This is a genomic window from Reyranella sp. (genome assembly GCF_965279465.1).
Taxonomy (GTDB): domain Bacteria; phylum Pseudomonadota; class Alphaproteobacteria; order Reyranellales; family Reyranellaceae; genus Reyranella.
This window is the reverse complement of record NZ_OZ257242.1, coordinates 6217449-6239626: the sequence shown is the minus strand read 5'-3', so window position 1 is coordinate 6239626 and position 22178 is coordinate 6217449. Positions and strand designations below refer to the sequence as shown.

Sequence of the window (22178 nt, the reverse complement as noted above, 5' to 3'; positions counted from 1 at the left end):
GCGATGTTCATCGGTGTCTGGTTGCGGCTTCGTTCGCGGGTTACCGATGCTTGTGCGGATGGGGGCGACGGTCGAAATGGGACGATGAGCCTGGTGGTAGCCGCCGGCCTGTCCATCGCGCTCGGGGCCGGCGGCGCGCAGGCGCAAGACTGGACTTACTACAGCGCCTACAAGAGCCTTTCGACGATCTCGTTCACCGACGGCCCGATGGCTCCGGGCAACACGGCCAAGGTCTTCCTGACCCTGAACGGCAACGTCAATCAGTTCATCATAGACACTGGATCGACCGGGATCGCCGCGAGCTCGGCGTACTTCACACCGGGCCCGAACGACATCGCCCAGGGCCCGGGCAAGGTGTCCTATTCGAGCAGCGGCTTCTCGTTCAAGGGCACCTGGTACAAGACCAACGTCGGCATCATGGACACCGCGAAGGTCGGCGCGCACGGCAAGGGAGCCGTGGCCGGCGCGCAGCTCGCGACATCCGAGGGCATCTCCATCCTGGCCATCACCGAGGCCTGCGACAAGAAGAACGTATGCAAGCCGGCCGCGCCGGATGCGCTGGCGTACATGGGTGTCGGCTACAATCGCAACGCCGTGACCGAGCCGCCGCCGCCCGGCTCCCTCATCAACGCGTTCACGAACATCTCGTCGCTCGCCTCCGGCGCGCCGATCGGCACCTACCGGCAGGGCTATGTCATCAGCAACGCTGGCATCACACTCGGGCTGAGCAGCGAGGCGACCAGGAACTTCGGCGTCATGAAGCTGCTGCCCGATCCGGCGAACGCCACGGCCCTGGGAATCCCGTGGAGCACGGCCCCCATGACCGTGATGGTGGACGACAGCGGCAAGCCCGCTTCCGGCGGCACGATGCTGCCGGATACCGGCATCGACTACATGTTCCTGCACTCCGGCTCCGACAACCCGTTCTCGAAGGTGAAGTGCGGCAAGGATGCTTTCTGTGCCGTCGACGGCACGAGGATCCGGGTCTGGCTGCCCGGACAGACGGGGGCCGCTGCAACCTTCGTCTACGTCGTGCCGACGGACAAGGAGGCCGAGCCGGGCCGCGTGGAGAACGACGGTGTAAGCACGACGCCCTTCATCAACACGGGCCGGCAGTTCTACGACAACTTCACCTATTACTACGACGATGTCGGCGGCTTCGTCGGCTACAAGGCCGTTCCCGGGGGAACGTGGGACGTTGCCGCCACCACGCCCTCGCTGTCGCTCACGGGCACGCTGGCGTTGCCGAGCAAGTTCCAGGACACCCTGCCGGTAACGCTCGCGGGCAGCACGGCGCTGACCGCCGCCGGAACCGCTACCTTCGACGCCACGATCACCAGCATCGACAACAGCAGCCTGACGCTTGGCGCCGGCACGTTCGTGTTCAATGGTACGGTCGACGTCGGCGCCGGCACCTTCGCCCTCAAGCAGGGTGGCGCCTCGGTCAACGCCGGCCTCTCCGCCTCGCAGATCACCGTGAGCGCGGCGGGTCTGCTCACCAATGCCGCCGGCAGCTCGATCGTCGGCACCCTCTCCAATGCCGGCATCGTCAACAACAACGGCATCGTATTCGGCAACGTGACCAACACCGGCCTCCTGACCGGCGGTGGCACGATCTTCGGCGATATCACCAACTTCGGGGCGATCTCGCCCGGCAACTCCATCGGCACGATGACGATCTCGGGCAACTACACCCATTCTGGCGGAAGCTCCTACCAGGCCGAGGTCAACGGCGCGGGACAGGCCGATCGCCTGAACGTCATCGGCGGCGCGACGCTCCAGGGCGGCATGGTGAACGTGATCCCAATGGCGGGGAGCACCTTCGGTGCGCGCACGACCTACACGTTACTGAATGCGACGGGCGGGCTGACCGGCATCTACGCGTCGGTCACCGACCCCTATCCCTTCCTGAAGTCGCGCCTGAGCTACGACGCGAACAACGCCTATCTCACCCTGCAGGCCGGCGGCTTCGCGGCCGGGGCGCAGACCGCGACCCAGTCCGCCGTCGGCCAGGCGCTCGATTCCGGGGCGGGCACGGCGAGCGGCGACTTCTCCACGGTCCTGGGTACGCTTGCCCTGCTGCCGAGCAGCCAGGTGATGCCCGTCCTTACGGCCCTCAGCGGCCAGAATTATTCCTCCTTCTCGAGCGCGTTGGTGCAGGGAGCGGCGCTGTTCATGAACAATTTCGCCAGCCAGACCGGCGGCGGCGCTGGGGGCACGACCCGCACCGCGCTGGCCGAAGTCTGCGACGTGGCCTGCGATACCACCGCTCCGGGCTGGGGCGCGTGGGGCGGCGCGCTGGGCGGGCTGGGCACGATCGGCGCCACCTCGGGCACCGGCGCGGTCACCTACAACGCCGGCGGCTTCGCGGCCGGCCTGGACCGCACCGTGGCGCCCGGACTACGCGTCGGCGTGACCGCGGGCTACACGACGGGCACGCAGTGGACGCAGGGCTTCAGCGGCCTGGGCACGTCCAACACCTTCCTGACGGGCCTCTATGGCAACTATCGGCAGGACCGGGTGTATGTCGATGCGCTGGCGGGCTACGCCTACAGCTACAACCAGATGACGCGGCAGATCGCGATTCCGGGCCTGGGCACGCGGACCGCGCTGGGCGGCGCCGGGGCGAACCAGTGGTACGGGCAGGTCGAGGGCGGCTACCGCTTCGATCTCGGGACCAACGCCGATGCCTCGGTGACGCCGTTCGCGCGGTTGCAAGGCTATACCGGCGCGCTGAACGGCTTCGCCGAGAGTGGGGCGCAGTCGCTGAACCTCACGGTCGCGGGCCAGACGACCAACTCGCTGCGCTCGGTGGTCGGCGCGCAGCTCGCCGGCGCGTTCGACCTGGGCTGGCGCGAGACGCTCGGGCTGCAGTTCCGGCTGGGCTGGAGCCACGAATATGCCGACACGGCGCGTCCGGTGACGGCGAGCCTGGCCGGCGCGCCGCTGCTGCCGTTCACGACCTACGGCGTTTCCCCGCAGCGTGACGCCGCGATCCTCGGCTTCTCGGCCAACACCGCGATCGCCGAGACCGCATCGCTCTATCTCCGCTACGACGGCGCCGTGTCCGGTCAGGACAGCGCCCACGCCCTCACCGCCGGCGTCCGGATGACGTGGTAGGACGGACTCGAGGCAGTTCCGCCGGGGGCGCGCCACTCCAGTGGCGCGTCTTTCTTCTCGCTGCGGCACCCCATGACGCGCCACTTGAGTGGCGCGCCCCCGACATAAGACTTATTTCGGCAGCGCCGTGACCTTCACGTTCTCCGGTCGCACGGTCTTGACCAGGTCCATGTAGACGTACTTGCCGTAGTCGAGTGGTGCCTTGAGCTTCTTCTGGTCGGCGAGCTGCTTCTCGGACACCTGGATCGCCTCGATCGAGCGCGGCTGCCAGTCCATGTCGAACTCGACCTTGGGCATCAGCTCGGTTGCCAGCTCGAGCGGCATCTTGAGGAACTTGGCGACCAGCTTCGCGGCGGCGGGCCGATCCTTGCCGATCATGTCGTTGGCCTGCATCAGCGACAGCATGAACTTCTCGGCGGCGGCCTTGTTCTGCTCGATCCACCCGCGGTTCATGTAGATGAAGTTGATGTTGTTGTAGATGCCCTCGGCGGTCTGCAGCACCTTGCTGCCCTTGACCGCCATGAGGGTGCGGGTCGGCCACGGCTCCCACACCGCGAAGCCGTCGATGTCGCCGCGCTCGAGCGCGGCCAGCATCTCGGGTGCCTCGACATTGACCATGGTGAAATCGGTCAACTTAAGGCCACGCTTCTCGAGCACACGGCGCCAGAAGATCTCGCTGCCGGTGCCCATGGCGATGCCGACCTTCTTGCCCTTGAGGGCGTCGAGGTCGGGCACGTTCTTGCCGATCACCGACAGCCACTTCACCAGATAGGTGCCATCGGCCACCGCGACGATGTTGGGATCGACCTGGTGATTGATGACTCCGGCGAGATCGCTGCCGTAGGCCGCCTGCACCTGGTTGTTCACGAGGAACGGGATCATCGCCGAGCCCGAGGGGCCGGTGTTGATCGTGACGTCGAGCCCGTTCTTCTCGAACAGCCCGGCCTCCTTCGCGACATAAAACTGCGAGAAAGCCGGATCGACGCCGGTCGCGATCGTCATCTTGGTCAGCGTCTGAGCCCGTGCTCCCAGCGAAACCGCCGCGAGCGCAGCGGCGGCCAACAGAGTCCTTCTGCGCATTTTCCCCTCCCTCATGTCACCGGCGAGAATCGCCCGGCGAACGCATAGATTCCCCAGCGGAACAGCCGGTCGGCGGTGAAGCCGAGCAGCCCGAGCACCAGCAGGGCGACGAAGATCTGGTCGACCAGCATGTACATCCGCGAATCCCAGATCATCCGGCCCAGCCCGTTGTTGGCGGCGACCAGCTCCGCGGCGACGATGGTGACGAACGAGTTGGCCATTGCAAGCCGCATGCCTGTGAGGATGTAGGGCACGGTGGCGGGCAGGGCGACGAAGAAAAAGACCTGCGCCGGCCCCGCGCCCAGCGAGCGCGCGGCGCGGATCTTGTTGGGCGCCACGGCGCTCACGCCGGCGGCCGTGTTGATGATGACGATGAACACCGTGGTATAGATGATCAGGAAGACCTTCGAGCCCTCGCCGATGCCGAACCAGATCACCGCGACGGTGATCAGCGCCGTCGCCGGGATGAAACGCAGGAACTCGGTGTAGGGCTCGAGCAGGCGGCGCACGATCGGGAAGGAGCCGATCGCCAGTCCAACGGGGATACCAATGACGCTGCCGCCGACGAAGCCCGAGGCGATGCGCGCGAGGCTGGCCGAGGCCTGCTCCCACAGCGTGCCGTCCTCGGCGAGCTCGATCGCCTTCAGGAACACTTTCCACGGCGTCGGGAACAGCACCGAGCTCAGCACCCAGGTCGCCAGCACGTGCCAGATCAGGAACAGGCTGGCGAAGCCCACCAGGTAGACCGCGACGCTGTTGAGCGACGCGCGCATCAGTGCGTCCTCTGCAGCGCGATCGCGACCTCGTCGCGGATCAGCTCGTGCACCTGGCGGTAGACCGAGACGAAGCGGTCATGGGTGCGGGCGCGCTCCTCGTCGTTCAAGGTCACCGGCACGATGCCCTTGAGCTTCGAGGCCGGGCCGGCATGCATCACGCCGATCCGGTCGGCGAGGATGATCGCCTCGTCGATGTCGTGGGTGATGAACAGCACGGTCTTGCCCGTGGCGGCGCAGATCCGCTTCAGCTCGCGCTGCATGTCGGCGCGGGTGTGGGCATCGAGCGCGGCGAACGGCTCGTCCATCAGCAGCATCTGCGGCTCGTTGGCCAGCACGCGCGCGATCTGGATGCGCTGCTTCATGCCGCCGCTCAGCTCCGACGGATGCTTGTGGTCCTGGCCCTTGAGGCCGACCAGCTCGAGATAGTGCCGCGCCTTCTGCTCGCGCTCGGCCCGCTTCACGCCGCGCATCCGCAGGCCGAACTCGACATTGCCCAGCGCCGACAGCCAGCCGTAGAGCGAATCGTCGCCCTGGAAGACGACGCCGCGGTCGGCGGCCGGACCGGCGATCGGCTTGCCGGCGATGCGGATGTCGCCGGTGCTCACCGTCTCGAAGCCCGCCACCATGTTGAGCACGGTGGTCTTGCCGCAGCCGCTGGTGCCCAGCAGGCAGAAGAACTCACCGGCCTCGATGTCGAGGGAGAAGTCGCGGACGGCAACGTAATCGCTGCCTTTCAACGACCGATAGACCTTGCTGACCTGCGCGAGCTGAACGAGCGCCATACGTCTGCGCTACCACGCAGCGCGGCGCGGCGTCTAGGAAAGGCTCATGTTCTTCCGGACGCTCGCGGTCCGGAAGACGAAGATCAGGTGCCGCAGAAGGTTCGGTAGGCGCTCTGGCTGGCGTCGGGCGGTTCGGCGTAGGTGGCGAATTCGGGCCGCTCCTCGAACGGCTTGACGAGCACGGCCTGCAACTCCTCGAACGGGCCGTAGTCGCCGTCCTCGATCGCGGCCGAGAGTGCTGCTTCCACACGATGGTTGCGCGGAATGTAGATCGGGTTGGCAGCCTGCATCGCCGCGCGGCGGGTCGCCTCGTCCTGCGGTTCGGCGGCGGTGCGGGTGCGCCAGCGCGTCGCCCAGGCGTCGAATGCGGCCGGCTCCTCGAACAGGCCGCGCGCCGTGCCCTCGCCGAGCCGGCGGAAGGCCTGCGTGAAGTCGGTGCCGTGGTCGTTGAGGATGTTCAGGAAATCCTGCGCGAGCTCGCTGTCGTCCTCCTGCTCGGTGAACAGCCCGAGCTTGCGGCGAAGTCCGGCCATCAGCTCCCGGCCAAAAAGAGGCTGATAGGTCTGCAGCGACTCGTTGGCCTGCCTCAGCGCCTCGTCCTGGTCGTCGGAGAACAGCGGCATCATCGCCTCGCCGAGCCGCGCCATGTTCCAGCCGCCGATCTGCGGCTGACGGCCGTAGGCATAGCGGCCCTGGTGATCGATCGAGCTGAACACCGTCTCGGGATTGTAGGCGTCCATGAAGGCGCACGGCCCGTAGTCGATGGTCTCGCCCGCGATCGAGACATTGTCGGTGTTCATCACGCCATGGATGAAGCCGACCAGCAGCCAGCGCGCGATCAGCGCCGCCTGGCGCGCGATCACCTGCTCGTAGAGATCGCGATAGCCTGACGCCTCCGGATAGTGGCGCGCGATCACATGATCGGCGAGCAGTCGCAGTGCCTCGACGTCGCCGCGCGCGGCGAAGAACTGGAAGGTGCCGACCCGGATGTGGCTCGACGCCACGCGCGTCAGTACGGCGCCGGGCAGGGCGGTCTCGCGATAGACGAGATCGCCGGTCGTCACCGCCGCGAGCGAGCGCGTGGTCGGAATGCCGAGCGCATGCATGGCTTCGCTGATGAGATATTCGCGCAGCACCGGTCCGAGCGCCGCGCGGCCGTCGCCGCGGCGCGAGAAGGGGGTCGGGCCCGAGCCCTTGAGCTGGATGTCGCGGCGGGTGCCGCCGGTATCGACGACCTCGCCGAGCAGGACCGCGCGGCCGTCGCCCAATTGCGGAACGAAGTTGCCGAACTGGTGGCCGGCATAGGCGAGCGCGATCGGCTCCGATCCCTCGGCGATCCGTTTGCCGGCGAGAATCTCGACACTCTCAGGCAATGCGAGAACTTCCGGATCGAGGCCGAGCTGAAGCGCCAAAGGCCGGTTGAGCTTGACCAAGCGCGGGGCACTGACGGCGGTCGGCTCAAGCCGCGCATAGAACCGCTCGGGCAGACGGCCGTAGCTGTTGTCGAACGGCCAGCGACCGGCGCCGGTCGACGCGGCACGGGGCAAAGACATCTCGTCGGGCATGGTCATTCCGTATTGAGTCGTATTGCCAACGGTACATGGATATAAGGTCGCGAATGACAACCAGCACAAGCACGAAGCACATGGTTTGGGTCGAAAAGCCGATCGGAAACCGAATCGGCGTGGCCTACTCGACCCTCAAGGAAGCCCAGGATCAGTGCATTGCGCTGGAACGGGACGGCTACAAGATCATCGAGATCGTCGAGACCGGCCTTCCGAGGCCGAACGTAGTGTAAGGGACGACTGTTTTTCCTTCTCTCCCCGGCTCGCGGGGGAGGGAAGATAAAGTGCAAAATCCTCTCCGGCGTCATCAAGAAGATATCCAGCGGTTCGATTATTGGCGTCAGCTCCGGTTTCGCCGTCTGGTGCGCCGTGCGAAATTGACGTGAAATGTCATGCGCCGGGGCTGCAGTATGCGTATCACGGTGCCGGCTCTGCCGGGCCACGCCTCGGAAAAGCCTCGGTCGAAACAAGCGGGAGAGTAGATCATGCTCAATAGAAGACGTCTCTTCATGGCGGCGCTGACAGCGGCGCCCTTGCTGGTTGCAGGGAATGCATTCGCGCAGGGGCAGGCAACCGTCGGCCTCAGCACCACGACGACCAGCGTCGTCGAGGGCCGCATCGCCGCGGCCGATCCGACGGCGCGCACGGTGACCTTGACGATGACCGACGGCTCGTCGCGCAACTTCAAGGTCAGCCCGGCTGTCGCGACCCTGGGCACCACCAAGGTCGGCGACACGGTCGCCATCGGTATCGAGGAGAAGCGCACCTTCGTGCTGTCGAGTCCGAACGTCAAGACGCCGAGCGACCGCAGCACGAGCGTGACCGCAGTCGGCAGGATGGGCAACACGGTGGGTGGGGTTGCCGCCGACAAGTCGATCACGACCTGGTGGGTGACGGCGGTCAATGTGGCCGGCAATACGATCTCGCTGGTCGATCCGGGCGGCGGACAGGTGCGCACCTTCTCGGTCGACAGCACCGCCGGGCGCGAGAACCTCTCGCGCGTCAAGCCGGGCGACAACCTGACCGCCATCTCGTCGGACATCGTCGCGGTCTCGCTGACGCCGAAGAGGTGATCGGCAGCGCCGGAGTCCTCCCCGCGCGCCGGCGCGGGGAGGGGTTTCCGGTCTATCCTCGGGTCAGATCACCGGCACCCGCTTGGCGGCGACGGCGGCCGGTGAGATTGCGGACCTCGCTTGCTCAGCCGTGCCTCGATGTTTCGGGAACGAAACGCTTGACGGCGATCTGATCGGCCTGCCGGCGCATGCGGGCTGTGTCATGGCCCGCTTGCATCTTCAAGAGCAGGTCCATGCTCACGCCAAACGCCTTCTCGATCCGGAGCGCCATCTCCGGCGTCAGAGAAGCTTTCTCGTTCACCAGGTCGGATAGCGTGGCACGGCGAACGCCGAGCACTTCGGCCGCTCTGGCGACGGACAAGTCGAGCTCATCGAGAATTTCGTCGCGAATGAAGGCGCCGGGGTGCGGCGTCTGCATGCCGATTTTGTCAATGCGCTTGCTCAATGGTAATCCTCCAGGTCAAGGTTCGAGATTTCGCTATTCTCGATCCTGAAAGTGATGCGCCAATTGCCGGAAACGGAGATGCTCCACATGCCGGCACGGTCGCCAGTAAGCTGATGGATGCGCCAACCCGGGTGGGCCGCTCACTTGCTCCATGTCCGCAGCGTAAATCAGGGCACCCAAGATATTCTTGATCCGCTTCACCTGATCTGCACGCACACCTCTTGGGTCATCGTTTTCGAGCAGGGCTTTCAGTCCTTTATGATTTGAACTGCGGATTTTCACTGGCAAGTTGTGTACGGTATAACCGTACGTATTGTCAAGCAGCTTGGGTTGGAGCGGCCTGGATAAGGTCGTCGGACCGGTCTGCCTCCCAGGCCGAACGCGGTGCAGAAGCGCGCGTCACCTTCTTCGCCTCCCCGCGACGCGGGGAGGCGAGCTTATACGCAGGAACTTCAGATCACCGGCACCCGCTTGGCGGCGACGGCAGCGGGCGAGATCACGTCGATGTCGAGGGGCACGCGCCAGCGTTCGGTGAGGCGGACCTTCGGCTCGGCGTTGCTCGCGGCGGGCGTGTCGAGGACGAAGCCGTCGAATCCCGCGCTCATGACTTCGTTGCATTTCTGCACGTAGACGGGAAAGCCGCCGATATAGGGCATGAACACGCGCGGCCGGCCGGGGATGTTGGCGCCGACGTACCAGGAGCTGCAGGTCGAGCGGAGCGACACCTGCGCCACCTCGTTGACGTGCTCGACCCAGGCGTCCTCGGCAGCGAGCGTGGGCTCGATCGAGCGCGCGCCGGTGTCGCGCAGATGCGCCATGCAGTCGACCATCCAGTCGACATGCTGCTCGATCGACTGGATCATGCTGGCCAGCACCGAGGGACTGCCCGGGCCGGTGATGGTGAAGAAGTTCGGAAACCCGGATGACGCCAGGCCGAGATAGGTGCGGGGGCCGGCGCGCCATTTCTCCGCCAGCGTCAGGCCACCGCGCCCGGTGATCCGGATCTTGTCGAACGATCCGGTCATCGCGGCGAAGCCGGTGGCGCAAACCACGGCGTCGAGCGGGTATTCGACGCCATTGACCTCGATGCCGCCCTTGGTGAATCGCTCGATCGGTGTCTTCGAGACGTCGACCAGCTTCACGTGCGGCAGGTTATAGGTCTCGAAGTAACCGGTATCGACGCATAGCCGCTTGCAGCCGAAGACGTTGTCCGGGCACAACAGCTCGGCCGTCGCCGGATCCTTGACGATGCCGCGGATCTTGGCTCGGGCGAAGTCGGCGATGGTGTTGTTGGCAGCCTTCTCGAACAACAGATCGCCATAGGCGCCGAGGAACGGCAGGCCGCCCCGCGCCCAGGCTTCCTCGTAGGCCTTCTCGCGCTCCTCGGGGCTCGCCTCGAGGGCAGGCTTCATGTTGAAGGGGAAGAAGATGCCGGTCGGCCGGGCGCGGGCTTTGGCGCGCAGCGCCGGATAGGCTGCCTTGATCGACTGCCGGTACTCCGGAGAAAGCTTCTCGTTCCAGGCCGGCACTGTGTAGGTCGCGGTGCGCTGGAACACCGTCAGGGCGGCGGCCTGCTGTGCGATGATCGGAATCGACTGAATCGCGGACGAACCGGTGCCGATGACGCCGACGCGCAGCCCGGTGAAGTCGACGCCGTCATGCGGCCACTCGCCGGTGTGATAGACCGGCCCGCCGAATTCCTCGATGCCCTCGAAGCGCGGGCGGTTGGGCGCGGACAGGCAGCCCACCGCCATGATGCAGAACTTCGCGCTGACCTTGTCGCCGCGGTCGGTCTCGACGGTCCAGCATTTCTCCATCTCGTCGAAAGTTGCCGCGGTCACCCTCGTATCGAACTGGATGTGCCGGCGCAGGTCGAAGCGATCGGCGACATGGTTGGCATAGGCCAGAATCTCGGGCTGCGGCGCGTACTTCTCCGACCAGTCCCACTCCTGGTCGAGCTCCTCCGAGAAGGAGAACGAATACTGCATGCTCTCGACGTCGCAGCGTGCGCCCGGATAGCGGTTCCAGTACCAGGTCCCGCCGACGCCGCTCCCCGCTTCGAAGGCACGCGCCGTGAAGCCGAGGCCGCGCAGGCGATGCAGCATGTACATGCCGGCAAAACCCGCTCCGACGACGACGGCGTCGAGAACGGTGTCGGTTATTGTTGGGCGCTCAGTCATGGCTCGAATCTCTCCTTACGTGAACACTATGGCGATCGCCTCTCGGGCCACGCAACGGTTCGGTGCCTCCGGTTTCGAAGAGCAAGCCGTCGACTCCGATCGCGCTTGCCGGTGCAAGCACCGTGCCTGCAGGCTCCTCTGCAACAAATGGAGGAAACGACATGTCCCGCACTCGAATGCTCGGCCGTCGCACCGTCGTGGCAGCCGCTGCCGCGCTGGCCGCCCCCACGATCGCGCGGGCGCAGGCCTATCCGGCGCGCACCGTGCGCGTCGTCAACGCCTACAGCCCCGGCGGCACGGCGGACGTCATCTGCCGCATCCTGTGCGCGGGGCTGACCGACAGGCTCGGGCAGAGCTTTGCCGTCGACAACAAGCCGGGCGCCGCCGGCACGATCGCCGCGCAGAGCGTCGCCCGCGCGCCGGCCGACGGCTACACGCTGCTGTACGATGCAACGGCGCATTCGGTGAACCCCTCGCTGTTCGCCGGCAAGCTGCCCTATGACACACGGCGCGACCTGCTGCCGATCTTTCTGTCGCTGCAGACGCCCAACACGCTGACGCGCAACGTACAGTTCGAGGCGAAGACGATCCCCGAGCTGATCGCGTTGGCGAGGAGCAAGCCGGGCGGGCTCGACTGCGCCTCGACCGGTGTCGGCACGGTGCAGCACGTGTCGCTCGAGCTGTTGAACCAGCGCGCTGGCATCAAGATCAATCACGTGCCCTACAAGGAGATGGGATCGGCGCGGAACGATCTGTTCGCGGGCCGCATCCCGCTTCAGTTCGGCAACGTGCCGGGGTCGGTCGGCCTGCGTTCCGCCAAGGAAGTCACCTGCATGGCCCATACTGGACCCAAGCCGATCGAGGTGCTGCCGGGGGTTCCTGGCATCGCCGAGGTCCTGCCCGGTTTCGAAACCTGGGAATGGAATGGCGTGTTCGCGCCGGCGGGGACCGATGGCGGGCTGATCACCAAGCTCAATGCCGACATGAACGCCGTGTACCAGCTACCGGCGATCAAGGCGCGCCTCGCCGAGCTCGGCGCGTTGGCGCCGGCCAACACAGTGGCGGAGTTCACCGCCTTCCGCGAGACCCAGATCGCCTTCTTCGCCGAGATGGTGAAGAGCGCCAACATCCGCATCGAGTAGGAGCAACACGATGGCTGTCGACGATCCGCTGCTGGGCCATGGCCGGCAGATCATCGTGCGCGAGGACTGGCTGCGGCTGACCGAGGAACCGATCCTCGAGCCCGGCCTGCCGATCATCGATCCGCATCACCATCTGTGGCAGCGCACCGAGGGCTCGTACCTGCTGCCCGAGCTGCTGGCGGACACGGGCAGCGGCCACGACATCCGCGGCACGATCTTCGTGCAGTGCGGCGAGATGTATCGCGCCGGCGGTCCGGAGGGCGAGAAGTCGCTCGGCGAGACCGAGTTCGTTACCGGAATCGCCGCGATGAGCGCCAGCGGCCGCCACGGCAGGACGCGGGCCTGCGCCGGCATCATCGGCATGGTCGACCTGACCCTGGGGGACCAGGTCGATCCGCTGCTCGAGGCGCACAAGGCGATTGCCGGTGCGCGCTTCTGCGGCATCCGCAATCGCACCGCGTGGCATCCCTCGCCGGAGGTGACCTCGAACCTCGTGGCGCCGCCGCCGGGACCGCTCGAGAATCCTGCCTTCCACGACGGCGCCCGGCGTCTGGCAAAGCACGGCCTGCCGCTCGACGTGTGGGGCTATCACACGCAGTTGCCGCACGTGATCGCGCTCGCCCGCGCGGTGCCGGAGCTGACGGTCGTGGTCGATCATGTCGGCGGGCCGCTCGGCATCGGGCCGTTCGCCGGCAAGCACGGCGAGGTCTTCCCGGAATGGAAGAAGCTGATCCTGACCTTGGCGGCGCTTCCCAACGTCGTGGTCAAGCTCGGCGGCCTTACGATGTACGTCACCGGCTTCGACTTCCACCGCCGTCCGAAGCCGCCGGGCTCGGAGGAGCTCGCGGCGAGCTGGCGGCCCTATATCGAGACCTGCATCGAGGCGTTCGGCGCCGACCGCTGCATGTTCGAGAGCAACTTCCCGGTCGACAAGGGCATGTGCAGCTACCCCGTGCTGTGGAACGCGCTGAAGCGCCTCGCGTCCGGCGCTGGAGCGACCGAGAAGGCCGCTCTGTTCAGCGGCACCGCGATGCGCGTTTACCACCTCGACCGATTGCCCGAAGCCCTGAAGGTCGACCTCTGACGTCGAACACCTTCATTTGCTGGAGGGCGGCCATGAGAACGAGACTTCAGCGGGCCGCCCGGGCAACGCGAGCGAGGATCGCTGCTTCGGCGCGGAAGCGATGACCTTCCCGCCGCGAATGACCTCGAGGCGCGTGGAGCGCCGGCGAATGGCATCGACAGGGTCGCTCGCGTCGAGCAGCACCATGTCGGCCCTGTTGCCTGGCGCCAGCCCGTACCCTTCGAGGTGCATCAGCCGGGCGGCGTTTTCGGTCACACCGGCGAAGCAGGCGGCCATGGCGTCGAGGCCGGTCATCTGGGCCACGTGCACGGCCATGTGCGCGACGTCGAGCATGTCGCCGCTGCCCAGGCCGTACCACGGGTCCATCGTGCTGTCCTGGCCGAGCGCCACGGTGAGGCCGGCGGCCATCAGCTCGGGCACGCGTGTCATGCCGCGACGCTTGGGATAGGTATCGTGCCGGCCCATCAGCACCATGTTGGCGAACGGGTTGGCGATCACGCCGAGGTCGGCTTCCGCCATCAGCGGGATGAGCTTCGAGACGTAGTAGTTGTCCATGCTGTGCATCGAGGTGAGGTGCGAACCCACCACGCGCCCCTGCAATCCGAGGCGCACGGTCTCGGCGGCGAGGGTTTCGACGTGGCGTGACAGCGGATCGTCGGTCTCGTCGCAATGCATGTCGACCAGCAGTCCCTGTTCCGCCGCGATCTCGCAAAGGGTGCGCACCGATGCGCGGCCGCCTTCCATCGTGCGCTCGAAATGGGGAATTCCGCCGACCACGTCGACGCCGCGCCGCAGGGCCTCCTTCAGGAGGTCGAGGGCGCCGGGCGAGCGATAGACCCCGTCCTGGGGAAAGGCAACGAGCTGAAGATCGAGATAGGGCGCCACCTTCTTCCTGACCTCGAGCAGGGCGTCGACGGCGAGGAGGCGGGGATCGCAGATGTCGACGTGGCTGCGTATCGCCAGCAGGCCCTGCGCCACCGCCCAGTCGCAATAGGCCAGCGCCCGTTCGACGATCGCGTCCTGCGTCAGGCTGGGCTTCAGCTCGCCCCACAGCGCGATGCCTTCGAGCAGCGTGCCGGACCGGTTGCGGCGGGGCAGGCCGACCGACAGGGTCGCGTCCATGTGGAAGTGGGGGTCGACGAAGGGCGGCGTCAGCAGCAGGCCCTGGGCGTCGATGATCTGGCTGGCGGAGGCCTGCAGCTGCGGCTCTATGGCCGCGATGCGTCCGGCCTGCACGCCGACATCGATGCCGCGACGGCCGTCGGGCAGGGTGGCGTTGCGTACGATCAGGTCGAGCATGGCCGGGAAGTCTCCTACATCATTGTTCCTCCCCGCGTTGCTCGCAGGGAGGAAACTACACCTCGACAGTCCTCCAGCAAGACAGGGACCATACCGCCGGCAAGAAGATTGCTTCGTTCCGCTGGGGAGGAACTGCCATGCCACTTGCGGGATTGAGCCGGATCACCGATGTCGCCTTGTTTGTCGCCGACCTGCCGCGTGCGATCGCCTTCTATCGCGACCGGATGGCGCTCGAGCTGAAGCGGCTCGATACCGGCTTCGCCGAATTCTGGATGGACGGCACCATCCTGGCCTTGTGGGAGGAAGCCGATGTCCGGCGTGGGCTCGAGTTCGACGGTCCGCCCCGCCGGGGCCCGCATGCCATGCTGGCGATCCGCATGGACTCGGCGGCGGCGGTCGATGCGGCGCATGTCGAGCTGGCCGCCCGCGGCGTCGTTTTCCGGTCGGCCCCGCGCACCTATTCCTGGAATGCCCACGCCGCTTATTTCTGCGATCCAGACGATAATGTTTGGGAGATATATTGCTGGGTCGGGCCGCCGCGCACGGTCTGACCGGCTGGCATGGGGCTTGCTGCCAGACGGCGTGTCCGCCGCCTACCGGAGCAAACCATGCCGAGCCCAGAGAAGATCATCGTCCGCGGCGGCCGCCTGATCGATATCGACCGCCACACCGCGCCGCCGACCGATATCCTGGTGATCGGCGACAGCATCGCCGAGCTCGGTCCGCCCGGCCTGCCGGCGCCGTCCGATGCGCGGGTGATGGATGCCGGCGCTCGGCTGCTCCATCCCGGCCTGATCAACGGGCATACCCACGGCATGGGCAATCTCAGCAAGGGCACGGCGGATCGCTGGTCGCTCGAGCTGCTCTGGGTCGGTGCGGCCAGCTTCATGGCCAACCAGAATCTCGAGATAAAATACCTGAACACCTATCTCGGCGCGGTGGAGATGCTGCTGAAGGGCTGCACGGCCGCCTACGACCTGACCTTCGGCTATCCGCTCGCCTCGGTCGAGGAGATGAGCGCGATCGGCCAGGCCTATGCCGATGCCGGGATGCGGGCCGTGGTGGCTCCCATGCTGGCCGACCTTTCCTTCTACCAGGCAATCCCCGGCCTCTTGGAGGCTATGCCCGACCATTTGCGCCGTGAAGTGGCCGCCTTCGACGAGCAGCCGTTCGAAAGCACGCTGGCGATGATGCGGGAGTCGCTGCACGGCTGGAAGCACGATCGCGAGCAGGTCCGCCTCGGCGTGGCGCCGATCATCCCGCTCCATTGCAGCGATGCGCTGATCACCGGCTCGGCGCGGCTGGCGCGCGAGTATGGCGTGGTGCTGCACAGCCATGTGGCGGAATCCAAGGTGCAGGCGGTTTCGGCCTTCAAGCGCTACGGCAAGACGCTGACCGCGCATGTCGACGGGCTCGGCCTGCTCGGGCCGGACTTCACCGTCGCCCACGGGGTCTGGCTCGACGACGACGACATGCGCCGGCTGGCCGACCACGGCTCCTCGGTCTCGCACAACCCCGGAAGCAACATGCGGCTCGGCTCGGGCATCGCCAATGCCCGGCGCATGCTCGAGCTCGGCGTCAGCCTCGGCATCGGCACCGATTCGGCCAACTGCTCCGACAATCAGAACATGTACGAGGCGATGCACTACGCCTCGATGGTCTCGAATGTCCAGGGCCCCGATTACACCCGCTGGCTGCGCTCCGACGAGATTCTCAATGCGGCCACGATCGGCAGCGCCCGGGCGCTCGGCTTCGAGCGGATCGGCCGCATCGCGCCGGGCTACAAGGCCGACATCGTCTTCCTGAACCTCGAGAAGGTGAACTGGATGCCGGTCAACGATCCGACCAACCAGCTCGTCCTCACCGAGGACGGCACCAGCGTCGAGGCCGTCATGGTGGGCGGGCGCATGGTGGTGGAGAAGGGCCGCAAGGTCGGCTGCGACATGACCAAGCTCGCCCGCGACTGCGAGGCCGCACGCGCCAGGCTCGCGACCTTGAACGAGGGCGCCAAAGTGCTCAGCGCCCAGCTCGAGGGCTTGGTCGGCAGCTTCTGCGTAGGCCTGTCGAACGCGCCCTATCACATCCATCGCTACGGCCACGCTCATTGATTGCTGCCATCGGTGGCATGGAAGTTGCGTCGTCCGTGCCGTCCGACCGGCGCCCCGCCTCGCTTTGCAGGTGACGCCGAGACCGCCGATCAAGGAGGCCGAGATGACGGAGAAAAAAGCAAAAGGCAGCTCTATTCCAGCGACGCTGTCGGGTTCGAAGGCCACGCGGCGCCGGTTTTTGGGGGCTGCTGCTGCAGGTGGTGTTTCCGCCTGGAGCGGGCTCACGATCTTCAGCCGTTCCTCCCACGCCGCCGGCCGCATGCGCGTGCTGTGCTGGCCCGGGTACGAAGAAAAGCCAGTCATCGAGGAGTTCGAGCAGAAGAATGACTGCAAGGTCGAGTTCAAGACCTACATCGGCGGCGAGCAGATGCTGCAGTTCCTCGCGCAGTCGCCCAAGGGCACCTTCGACGCCATCATCAGCGATGCCGAGTACGTCCAGAAGCTGACGGCGCAGAAGGCAATCGATCCTCTCAAGGCCTCCGACTTTCCCAATCTCGCCGACTATCATCCGAAGTATCGCGACTTCCCGCCGCTGCGTGCGCCGGACAGCAAGATCTGGGCGGTGCCGACCCGCTTCAGCTTCTACGGCCTTTCGTACAACACCAAGTACATGACCGAGGAAGAGGCGAAGACCTGGAATTCGCTGTTCCTGCCGAAATACAAGGGCAAGGTGGCGCTGTTCGACTGGTACCTGCCCAACATGAGCAATGCCAGCCTCGCGGTGAAGCCGAACAACCAGGCTCCGTATGATATTTCCGACGCCGAGCTGGCCAAGGTGAAGGAGTGGCTGTTCAAGCTGCGTCCGCAGATCGGCGTGTTCAGCGAGCAGAACCAGGGACTGGTCAATGCGCTGATCAACGAGGACGCCTGGGTGACGCCGACTGGCGACATGGAGATCACGCTGATCGGCGCCGGCCACAAGAACTTCGCCTCGACCGTGCCGGACGAAGGCAGCATCCGCTGGACCGAGGCGGCCGCGGTCGCCGCCGACAGCAAGAACAAGGAGCTGGCGCTGAAGTGGGTCGAGTATATGAGCGGCGCGCGCGTCCAGTCCGAGCTGGTCTACACCAAGGGATTCAAGGCGCGCGCCCCGAACATGAAGGTCACCAAGTTCTGGAACGAGGAACAGACCAAGCTGATGAGCTACGTGCCCGATCCCAAGAATCCCGGGCAGATGCTGGTCGAGACGCTGATCGACAAGAGCGTGCCGCGCGGGCTGCCGGTCAAGCAGCCCGACAAGGCGTGGATCGCCATCTACAACGAGTTCAAGACCAGCAAGGGATGACGGCAACGGGGCGGCGGCAACAGGTACGCCGATGAACGCGCTTCCCGACGGCGCCGCGCCGCAGGTCGATCTGGAGCTGCGCGGCATTGCCAAGAGCTTCGGCAACTTCGTCGCGCTCGAATCGGTCGACCTCTCGATCGAGCGCGGCGAGTTCGTCGCCATCATGGGGCCGAGCGGCTGCGGCAAGACTACCCTGCTCCGCATCGTCGCCGGCCTGGAATCGATGTCGACCGGCAAGCTGCTGCTGCGCGGCCAGGACATCTCGGCGCTGCCGGTGCACAAGCGCAGCACCCGGCTGGTCTGGCAGAACTTCGCGTTGTTTCCCCATCTTGACGTCCGTCGCAACATCGCCTTCGGCCTGACGCTCGGCCGTCACGACAAGGCGGCGGTCAAGGCCAAGGTCGAGGAGATCGCCGAGCTGGTGCAGCTTGGCCAGTTCCTCGACCGCCGCATCAGCCAGCTCTCCGGCGGCCAGAAGCAACGGGTCGCCATCGCGCGCGCGCTGGTCACCGAGCCGGAGATCCTGCTGCTGGACGAGCCGTTGAGTGCGCTCGACGCGCATCTGCGCATCCGCATGCAAAGCGAGATGAAGCGCCTGCAGCAACGGCTTGGCCTGTCGTTCCTCTACGTCACGCACAACCAGAGCGAGGCGTTCTCGATGGCCGACCGCGTGGTCGTGATGAACAAGGGACGGATCGAGCAGTTCGGCCCGCCGGAGGAGATCTACACCCGTCCGCGGACGCATTTCGTTGCCGAGTTCGTCGGCAGCAACAACATCTTCGACGGCAAGGTCGTCGACGTGCAGGACGGTCTGATCCGGGTGCAGTGCGCCGACGCGCTGATCAGCGCCGCCGCCGGCGAGCGGCCGCCGGGCAGGGGCTCGACCGTGTCGCTGGTGGTGCAGGCGGACAAGGTGCGGAGCCGGCCGACCGGTGTTGCGGGCGAGAACGGCCTGCGCGCCGTCCTGTCGGGGCGCGAATTCACCGGCTCGCAGGTCATCTACCATCTCGAGACCGAAAGCGGCGGCGAGGTGAAGATGGTGGCGCAGGAGCCGTTCAGCCAGTCCGAGCGCACCGCCATCAACATGGCGATGCAGCTCTACTGGTCGCCGGCCGACACCACCGTGCTGCGCCCCAACATCGTGCCGGGCGAGGAGAACATTCCGAGCGGCCGGTCCTACGTCGCATTGGGAACCTGATGACGGTTGCGGCCAGCGCCGGTCGATCTGTCGCGACCGAAGTTTCGGCGGCGCCGGCCCGAGCCGGTGTCAGCTCGCTCAAGATCCTGGGCATCGGCGTTCCGCTCGCCTATTCGCTCGTCTTCTTCGCGGCGCCGCTCGTCTTCCTGGTCGTGCTGGGGTTCTGGCTGGTCGAGGATTTCCAGGTCGTTCCCGCCTTCTCGCTGGAGAACTACCTCGACATCGCCCAGCACATGTTCGCCAAGTCGAACTACGCGCTGGCGATCGCCCAGTCGCTCTGGGTGTCGCTCAGCACCGCCTTCTTCGCCGTGCTGCTGTGCTTTCCGATGGTGCTGGCGATCGTCTATGTGGCGCCGCCCTCGCGCCACCGGCTGCTGCTGATGCTGGCAGTGGCACCGTTCTGGAGCAGCTACGTGCTGCGGCTCTTCTCCTGGCAGATCCTGCTGGCCAACAAGGGGATCATCAATTCGGCGCTTGCCTGGGCCGGCTTCGAGAACCTGCAGATCAGCCTGATCTATACCCAGGTCGCGACGCGCATCGGCCTGATCCACTATCTCGCGCCGATCCTGATCGTGGTGCTCTACGTCACGGTGGCCAACATCGATCGCGACCTGATCGCGGCGGCGCGCGATCTCGGCGCCACCCGCTGGCAGGCCTTCCGCCGCGTCATCCTGCCGATGAGCCGGACCGGGCTGGTGATCAGCACGAGCTTCGCCGCCATCGTGAGCTTCGGCGACGTGCTGTCGGGGGCGCTGCTGGGCGGCGGGGCCGGCCGCTCCTTCCTGGGCTCCGTGCCGCTCTTCTCCAACATGATCATGAGCGAGTACGCGAGCTCGACCAACCTGCCGCGCACCGCGGCGCTGGCGATGATCCTTGTGCTGGTCATGGTGCTGATGCTGGCGGGCGGTGCAGCCGTGGCCGAGCGCAGCAAGGTCGAGGCCGGCTGAGATGGCCTCCGCGCTCCGCCCGGTCGATCCGTTGGCGGCCGACGGCCGCGGCTGGCGCCTCGCCGGGCGCCTTTACATGGCGGTGGGCTACGTCTTCTTGATGCTGCCGATCGTCACCATGATCGTCTTCTCGTTCCAGAAGGGGCAGTTCGCCAGCATCCCCGGCCAGGGCTGGACCGTCCAATGGTACGGCAAGCTGTTCGCCGACGGCACCCTGCTCGCGGCGCTTGGCAACAGCCTGATCGTCTCGCCGGTGGCGGCGACCGGCGCCTCGGTCCTGGGCTTCCTCGCAGGTTATGCGATCCATCGCTTCAGCTTCTGGGGCCGCGGCGGCTTCTCGGTGCTGCTGGTGCTGCCCGTGCTGATCCCGCCGCTGATCCTGGGCGTCGCCTTCCTCGGCCTGCTGTCGCGCATCGGCCTGCAGGGCCAGATCCTGAGCGTGATCCTGACGCACATGGTCATCATTACCGCCCCGGCGATGGCGGTGATCCAGCTTCGGCTGGGCCAGATGCCGAGCACCCTGGAGGAGGCGGCCTGGGATCTCGGCGCTACCGAGTTCCAGACGCTGTGGAAGGTGGTAATGCCCTTCGCGCTGCCGGGCATCGCCGGCGGCTGGCTGCTCGCCTTCACCTTCTCCTTCGACGAGTTCATCGTCGCCTGGTTCGTCTCCGGCTTCGAGCAGACCCTGCCGGTTGCCGTCTATGCCTACATCGTGGGCTCGGTCGATCCCTCGCTCAACGCCGTGGGCAGCATCGTCTTCGGCCTGTCGATGCTGTCGCTGATCGGCGTCGAGCTGCTGCTCTTCCCGATCCTCCTGGCGCAATATCGGTCAGGAGGTAAGTAGATTCATGCTCCTCCCTGCGCGTCGTCGCGCGGGGAGGTGGCGCGGTAATCCGCGACGGAGGGGTTATGAGCACCGCCCTCGTTGCTTATGACCCCTTGTGTCTTTGAAATCTGAGAGAATGTGCAAACGGGCGGCTGTTGACGCAACCGCCCGTCGCTGGAGCTGAGCCCGTTGACCCCTAAGGCATAGCCTGTGACGGAGCGAGGGACAGGTCCGGTGTCTTCCCTAAACCCGAACAGTTGCGTGGGCCTTGAGCCCGAACGAGCAAGGAAGGGAGTCGGAGGATGGCACAGAACAGGACGATTGTCGGCATCGATGTCGCCAAGGACAAGGTCGACGTGGCGCTGCGCGCGGGGGCGGAAGCGTCGTTCCCGAACACGCCGTCGGGGTGCCGCCGACTGGTGAAGTGGGTCAAGCAACACCAGGTGGACAAGGCGGTGATGGAGGCCAGCGGGGGCTACGAGAGGAGCTGGGCGCGGCTGCTGCAGGCTGCCGGGCTCGAGGTGTGGATCGTCGATCCCAAGCGGGTGCGCCGCTTCGCTCACTCGGCCGGCCAGCTGGCCAAGACCGACAAAATCGATGCCCGCATGATCGCCTGGTTTGGCGAGACGTTTGCCGACGGCATCGGCCGGCAGCCCGATGCTGCGCGCGAGGAACTCGACCGGCTGGTCAGCGCGCGCACCGACCTCATGGATCTGAAGACGCGCTTGGCCCACCTCGGCGAGGACGACCAGCCGGACGAGATTCGCCGGTGCTATCGCAAGATCGAGAAGACCATGAGAGAGCAGGTGTCGGCTCTCGAGGCTGCGATCGAGGACAGGGTCGAGGCCAATGCGCGGTTCGCCGAGCTGGCGCGCATCATCCGCAGCGTGCCCAACCTCGGCAGGATCAGCGTCGCCGGCGTGATCGCCTTCCTGCCCGAGCTCGGTCTTGTTCCCAACAAGCAGGCCTCTGCCCTGGTCGGCGTCGTGCCCTACGAGGACAGCAGCGGCAAGCATCAGGGGCGCCGCTTCATCCGGGGCGGTCGGCGCAAGCTGCGCAACCTGCTGTACCTGCCCATCGTCGGCGCCGCGACCCGCGGAAATCCGGTCCTCAAAGCCTACTACAAGCGCCTGAGGGAGAGGGGCAAGGAGCCAAAGGTGGCCCTCATCGCCTGCATGCGGAAGCTGATCGTCATCCTCAACACCATGGTCGCCCGCGGCGAGACCTGGAACCCGCAAAAGCACGCCGTCGCCTAGCTCGCGTCGGCG

The 22178-nt window shown here is 66.3% G+C and carries 20 protein-coding genes; 12 read left to right on the top strand and 8 right to left on the bottom strand.

The window, feature by feature from the left end; all coding sequences use genetic code 11:
* Positions 1-84: 84 nt before the first annotated feature.
* Entirely contained in the window at positions 85-3120 is a 3036-nt protein-coding gene (locus tag ACQY8M_RS30320; RefSeq protein ID WP_428663948.1) for an autotransporter domain-containing protein, read from the top strand.
* Between the two features lie 111 nt (positions 3121-3231).
* Here ACQY8M_RS30320 and ACQY8M_RS30315 read toward each other — a convergent pair whose 3' ends face one another.
* From ACQY8M_RS30315 to ACQY8M_RS30300, 4 genes are all read right to left on the bottom strand, one after another.
* The gene (locus ACQY8M_RS30315) at positions 3232-4200 is read right to left on the bottom strand and encodes an ABC transporter substrate-binding protein (protein WP_428663945.1); all 969 of its coding nucleotides are present in this window, start codon (positions 4198-4200) and stop codon (positions 3232-3234) included.
* 11 nt (positions 4201-4211) lie between these two features.
* Positions 4212-4973, bottom strand: coding sequence for an ABC transporter permease (locus tag ACQY8M_RS30310; RefSeq protein ID WP_428663943.1), 762 nt, complete (start codon positions 4971-4973; stop codon positions 4212-4214).
* Complete coding sequence (locus ACQY8M_RS30305; RefSeq protein ID WP_428663937.1) at positions 4973-5758, bottom strand: ABC transporter ATP-binding protein; 786 nt, start codon at positions 5756-5758, stop codon at positions 4973-4975. The genes ACQY8M_RS30310 and ACQY8M_RS30305 overlap by 1 nt, the downstream gene beginning before the upstream one ends.
* Before the next feature lie 83 nt (positions 5759-5841).
* Positions 5842-7329 carry a protein adenylyltransferase SelO gene (locus ACQY8M_RS30300; protein WP_428663934.1) on the bottom strand — a complete coding sequence of 496 codons (1488 nt, stop codon included), beginning with the start codon at positions 7327-7329 and terminating at the stop codon, positions 5842-5844.
* Positions 7330-7376: 47 nt separating this feature from the next.
* On the opposite strand from ACQY8M_RS30300, the gene ACQY8M_RS30295 reads away from it, so the two are divergent.
* The gene (locus ACQY8M_RS30295; RefSeq protein WP_428663931.1) at positions 7377-7556 is read left to right on the top strand and encodes a hypothetical protein; all 180 of its coding nucleotides are present in this window, start codon (positions 7377-7379) and stop codon (positions 7554-7556) included.
* 252 nt (positions 7557-7808) lie between these two features.
* Positions 7809-8396 (top strand): hypothetical protein, encoded by a 588-nt coding sequence (locus ACQY8M_RS30290; protein WP_428663929.1) that lies wholly within the window; start codon positions 7809-7811, stop codon positions 8394-8396.
* A 124-nt stretch (positions 8397-8520) separates the two neighbouring features.
* On the opposite strand, the gene ACQY8M_RS30285 is transcribed toward ACQY8M_RS30290, so the two are convergent.
* From ACQY8M_RS30285 to ACQY8M_RS30275, 3 genes are all read right to left on the bottom strand, one after another.
* A complete protein-coding gene (locus tag ACQY8M_RS30285) occupies positions 8521-8814 on the bottom strand; it encodes a HigA family addiction module antitoxin (protein WP_428675540.1) in 294 nt (97 codons plus the stop codon).
* Positions 8815-8837: 23 nt separating this feature from the next.
* Positions 8838-8930, bottom strand: a complete 93-nt coding sequence (locus ACQY8M_RS30280; RefSeq protein WP_428663926.1) for a hypothetical protein — start codon at positions 8928-8930, stop codon at positions 8838-8840.
* 363 nt (positions 8931-9293) lie between these two features.
* Positions 9294-11021, bottom strand: coding sequence for a flavin-containing monooxygenase (locus tag ACQY8M_RS30275; protein ID WP_428663923.1), 1728 nt, complete (start codon positions 11019-11021; stop codon positions 9294-9296).
* A gap of 161 nt (positions 11022-11182) precedes the next feature.
* Here ACQY8M_RS30275 and ACQY8M_RS30270 point away from each other — a divergent pair, with 161 nt between their 5' ends.
* Positions 11183-12163, top strand: coding sequence for a Bug family tripartite tricarboxylate transporter substrate binding protein (locus tag ACQY8M_RS30270; RefSeq protein ID WP_428663920.1), 981 nt, complete (start codon positions 11183-11185; stop codon positions 12161-12163).
* Between the two features lie 10 nt (positions 12164-12173).
* A complete protein-coding gene (locus tag ACQY8M_RS30265; RefSeq protein WP_428663917.1) occupies positions 12174-13247 on the top strand; it encodes an amidohydrolase family protein in 1074 nt (357 codons plus the stop codon).
* Between the two features lie 12 nt (positions 13248-13259).
* On the opposite strand, the gene ACQY8M_RS30260 is transcribed toward ACQY8M_RS30265, so the two are convergent.
* Positions 13260-14546 (bottom strand): amidohydrolase family protein, encoded by a 1287-nt coding sequence (locus tag ACQY8M_RS30260; RefSeq protein WP_428663914.1) that lies wholly within the window; start codon positions 14544-14546, stop codon positions 13260-13262.
* A gap of 137 nt (positions 14547-14683) precedes the next feature.
* Between ACQY8M_RS30260 and ACQY8M_RS30255 the strand changes: the two genes are divergently transcribed.
* The 7 genes from ACQY8M_RS30255 to ACQY8M_RS30225 all read left to right on the top strand — a co-directional run bounded on the left by ACQY8M_RS30255 (position 14684) and on the right by ACQY8M_RS30225 (position 22166).
* Entirely contained in the window at positions 14684-15097 is a 414-nt protein-coding gene (locus ACQY8M_RS30255; RefSeq protein ID WP_428663911.1) for a VOC family protein, read from the top strand.
* Positions 15098-15154: 57 nt separating this feature from the next.
* Positions 15155-16654 carry an amidohydrolase family protein gene (locus ACQY8M_RS30250; RefSeq protein WP_428663908.1) on the top strand — a complete coding sequence of 500 codons (1500 nt, stop codon included), beginning with the start codon at positions 15155-15157 and terminating at the stop codon, positions 16652-16654.
* 103 nt (positions 16655-16757) lie between these two features.
* Positions 16758-17939, top strand: coding sequence for an ABC transporter substrate-binding protein (locus ACQY8M_RS30245; RefSeq protein ID WP_428663905.1), 1182 nt, complete (start codon positions 16758-16760; stop codon positions 17937-17939).
* Positions 17940-17970: 31 nt separating this feature from the next.
* On the top strand, positions 17971-19137 hold the full coding sequence (locus ACQY8M_RS30240) for an ABC transporter ATP-binding protein (RefSeq protein ID WP_428663902.1): 1167 nt from the start codon (positions 17971-17973) through the stop codon (positions 19135-19137).
* The gene (locus ACQY8M_RS30235; RefSeq protein WP_428663899.1) at positions 19137-20084 is read left to right on the top strand and encodes an ABC transporter permease; all 948 of its coding nucleotides are present in this window, start codon (positions 19137-19139) and stop codon (positions 20082-20084) included. Before ACQY8M_RS30240 ends, ACQY8M_RS30235 begins: the two co-directional genes overlap by 1 nt.
* Before the next feature lies 1 nt (position 20085).
* Entirely contained in the window at positions 20086-20928 is an 843-nt protein-coding gene (locus ACQY8M_RS30230) for an ABC transporter permease (RefSeq protein ID WP_428663896.1), read from the top strand.
* 284 nt (positions 20929-21212) lie between these two features.
* Positions 21213-22166, top strand: coding sequence for an IS110 family transposase (locus ACQY8M_RS30225; RefSeq protein ID WP_428663893.1), 954 nt, complete (start codon positions 21213-21215; stop codon positions 22164-22166).
* The last annotated feature ends 12 nt before the right edge of the window (positions 22167-22178 follow it).

What these genes read in the sequence shown, in the direction of transcription:
- ACQY8M_RS30320 (WP_428663948.1), top strand. Translation starts at nt 85, where the DNA reads ATGAGCCTGGTGGTAGCCGCCGGCCTGTCCATCGCGCTCGGGGCCGGC.
- ACQY8M_RS30315 (WP_428663945.1), bottom strand. Translation starts at nt 4,200, where the DNA reads ATGCGCAGAAGGACTCTGTTGGCCGCCGCTGCGCTCGCGGCGGTTTCG.
- ACQY8M_RS30310 (WP_428663943.1), bottom strand. Translation starts at nt 4,973, where the DNA reads ATGCGCGCGTCGCTCAACAGCGTCGCGGTCTACCTGGTGGGCTTCGCC.
- ACQY8M_RS30305 (WP_428663937.1), bottom strand. Translation starts at nt 5,758, where the DNA reads ATGGCGCTCGTTCAGCTCGCGCAGGTCAGCAAGGTCTATCGGTCGTTG.
- ACQY8M_RS30300 (WP_428663934.1), bottom strand. Translation starts at nt 7,329, where the DNA reads ATGACCATGCCCGACGAGATGTCTTTGCCCCGTGCCGCGTCGACCGGC.
- ACQY8M_RS30295 (WP_428663931.1), top strand. Translation starts at nt 7,377, where the DNA reads ATGACAACCAGCACAAGCACGAAGCACATGGTTTGGGTCGAAAAGCCG.
- ACQY8M_RS30290 (WP_428663929.1), top strand. Translation starts at nt 7,809, where the DNA reads ATGCTCAATAGAAGACGTCTCTTCATGGCGGCGCTGACAGCGGCGCCC.
- ACQY8M_RS30285 (WP_428675540.1), bottom strand. Translation starts at nt 8,814, where the DNA reads ATGCAGACGCCGCACCCCGGCGCCTTCATTCGCGACGAAATTCTCGAT.
- ACQY8M_RS30280 (WP_428663926.1), bottom strand. Translation starts at nt 8,930, where the DNA reads ATGTGGAGCATCTCCGTTTCCGGCAATTGGCGCATCACTTTCAGGATC.
- ACQY8M_RS30275 (WP_428663923.1), bottom strand. Translation starts at nt 11,021, where the DNA reads ATGACTGAGCGCCCAACAATAACCGACACCGTTCTCGACGCCGTCGTC.
- ACQY8M_RS30270 (WP_428663920.1), top strand. Translation starts at nt 11,183, where the DNA reads ATGTCCCGCACTCGAATGCTCGGCCGTCGCACCGTCGTGGCAGCCGCT.
- ACQY8M_RS30265 (WP_428663917.1), top strand. Translation starts at nt 12,174, where the DNA reads ATGGCTGTCGACGATCCGCTGCTGGGCCATGGCCGGCAGATCATCGTG.
- ACQY8M_RS30260 (WP_428663914.1), bottom strand. Translation starts at nt 14,546, where the DNA reads ATGCTCGACCTGATCGTACGCAACGCCACCCTGCCCGACGGCCGTCGC.
- ACQY8M_RS30255 (WP_428663911.1), top strand. Translation starts at nt 14,684, where the DNA reads ATGCCACTTGCGGGATTGAGCCGGATCACCGATGTCGCCTTGTTTGTC.
- ACQY8M_RS30250 (WP_428663908.1), top strand. Translation starts at nt 15,155, where the DNA reads ATGCCGAGCCCAGAGAAGATCATCGTCCGCGGCGGCCGCCTGATCGAT.
- ACQY8M_RS30245 (WP_428663905.1), top strand. Translation starts at nt 16,758, where the DNA reads ATGACGGAGAAAAAAGCAAAAGGCAGCTCTATTCCAGCGACGCTGTCG.
- ACQY8M_RS30240 (WP_428663902.1), top strand. Translation starts at nt 17,971, where the DNA reads ATGAACGCGCTTCCCGACGGCGCCGCGCCGCAGGTCGATCTGGAGCTG.
- ACQY8M_RS30235 (WP_428663899.1), top strand. Translation starts at nt 19,137, where the DNA reads ATGACGGTTGCGGCCAGCGCCGGTCGATCTGTCGCGACCGAAGTTTCG.
- ACQY8M_RS30230 (WP_428663896.1), top strand. Translation starts at nt 20,086, where the DNA reads ATGGCCTCCGCGCTCCGCCCGGTCGATCCGTTGGCGGCCGACGGCCGC.
- ACQY8M_RS30225 (WP_428663893.1), top strand. Translation starts at nt 21,213, where the DNA reads ATGGCACAGAACAGGACGATTGTCGGCATCGATGTCGCCAAGGACAAG.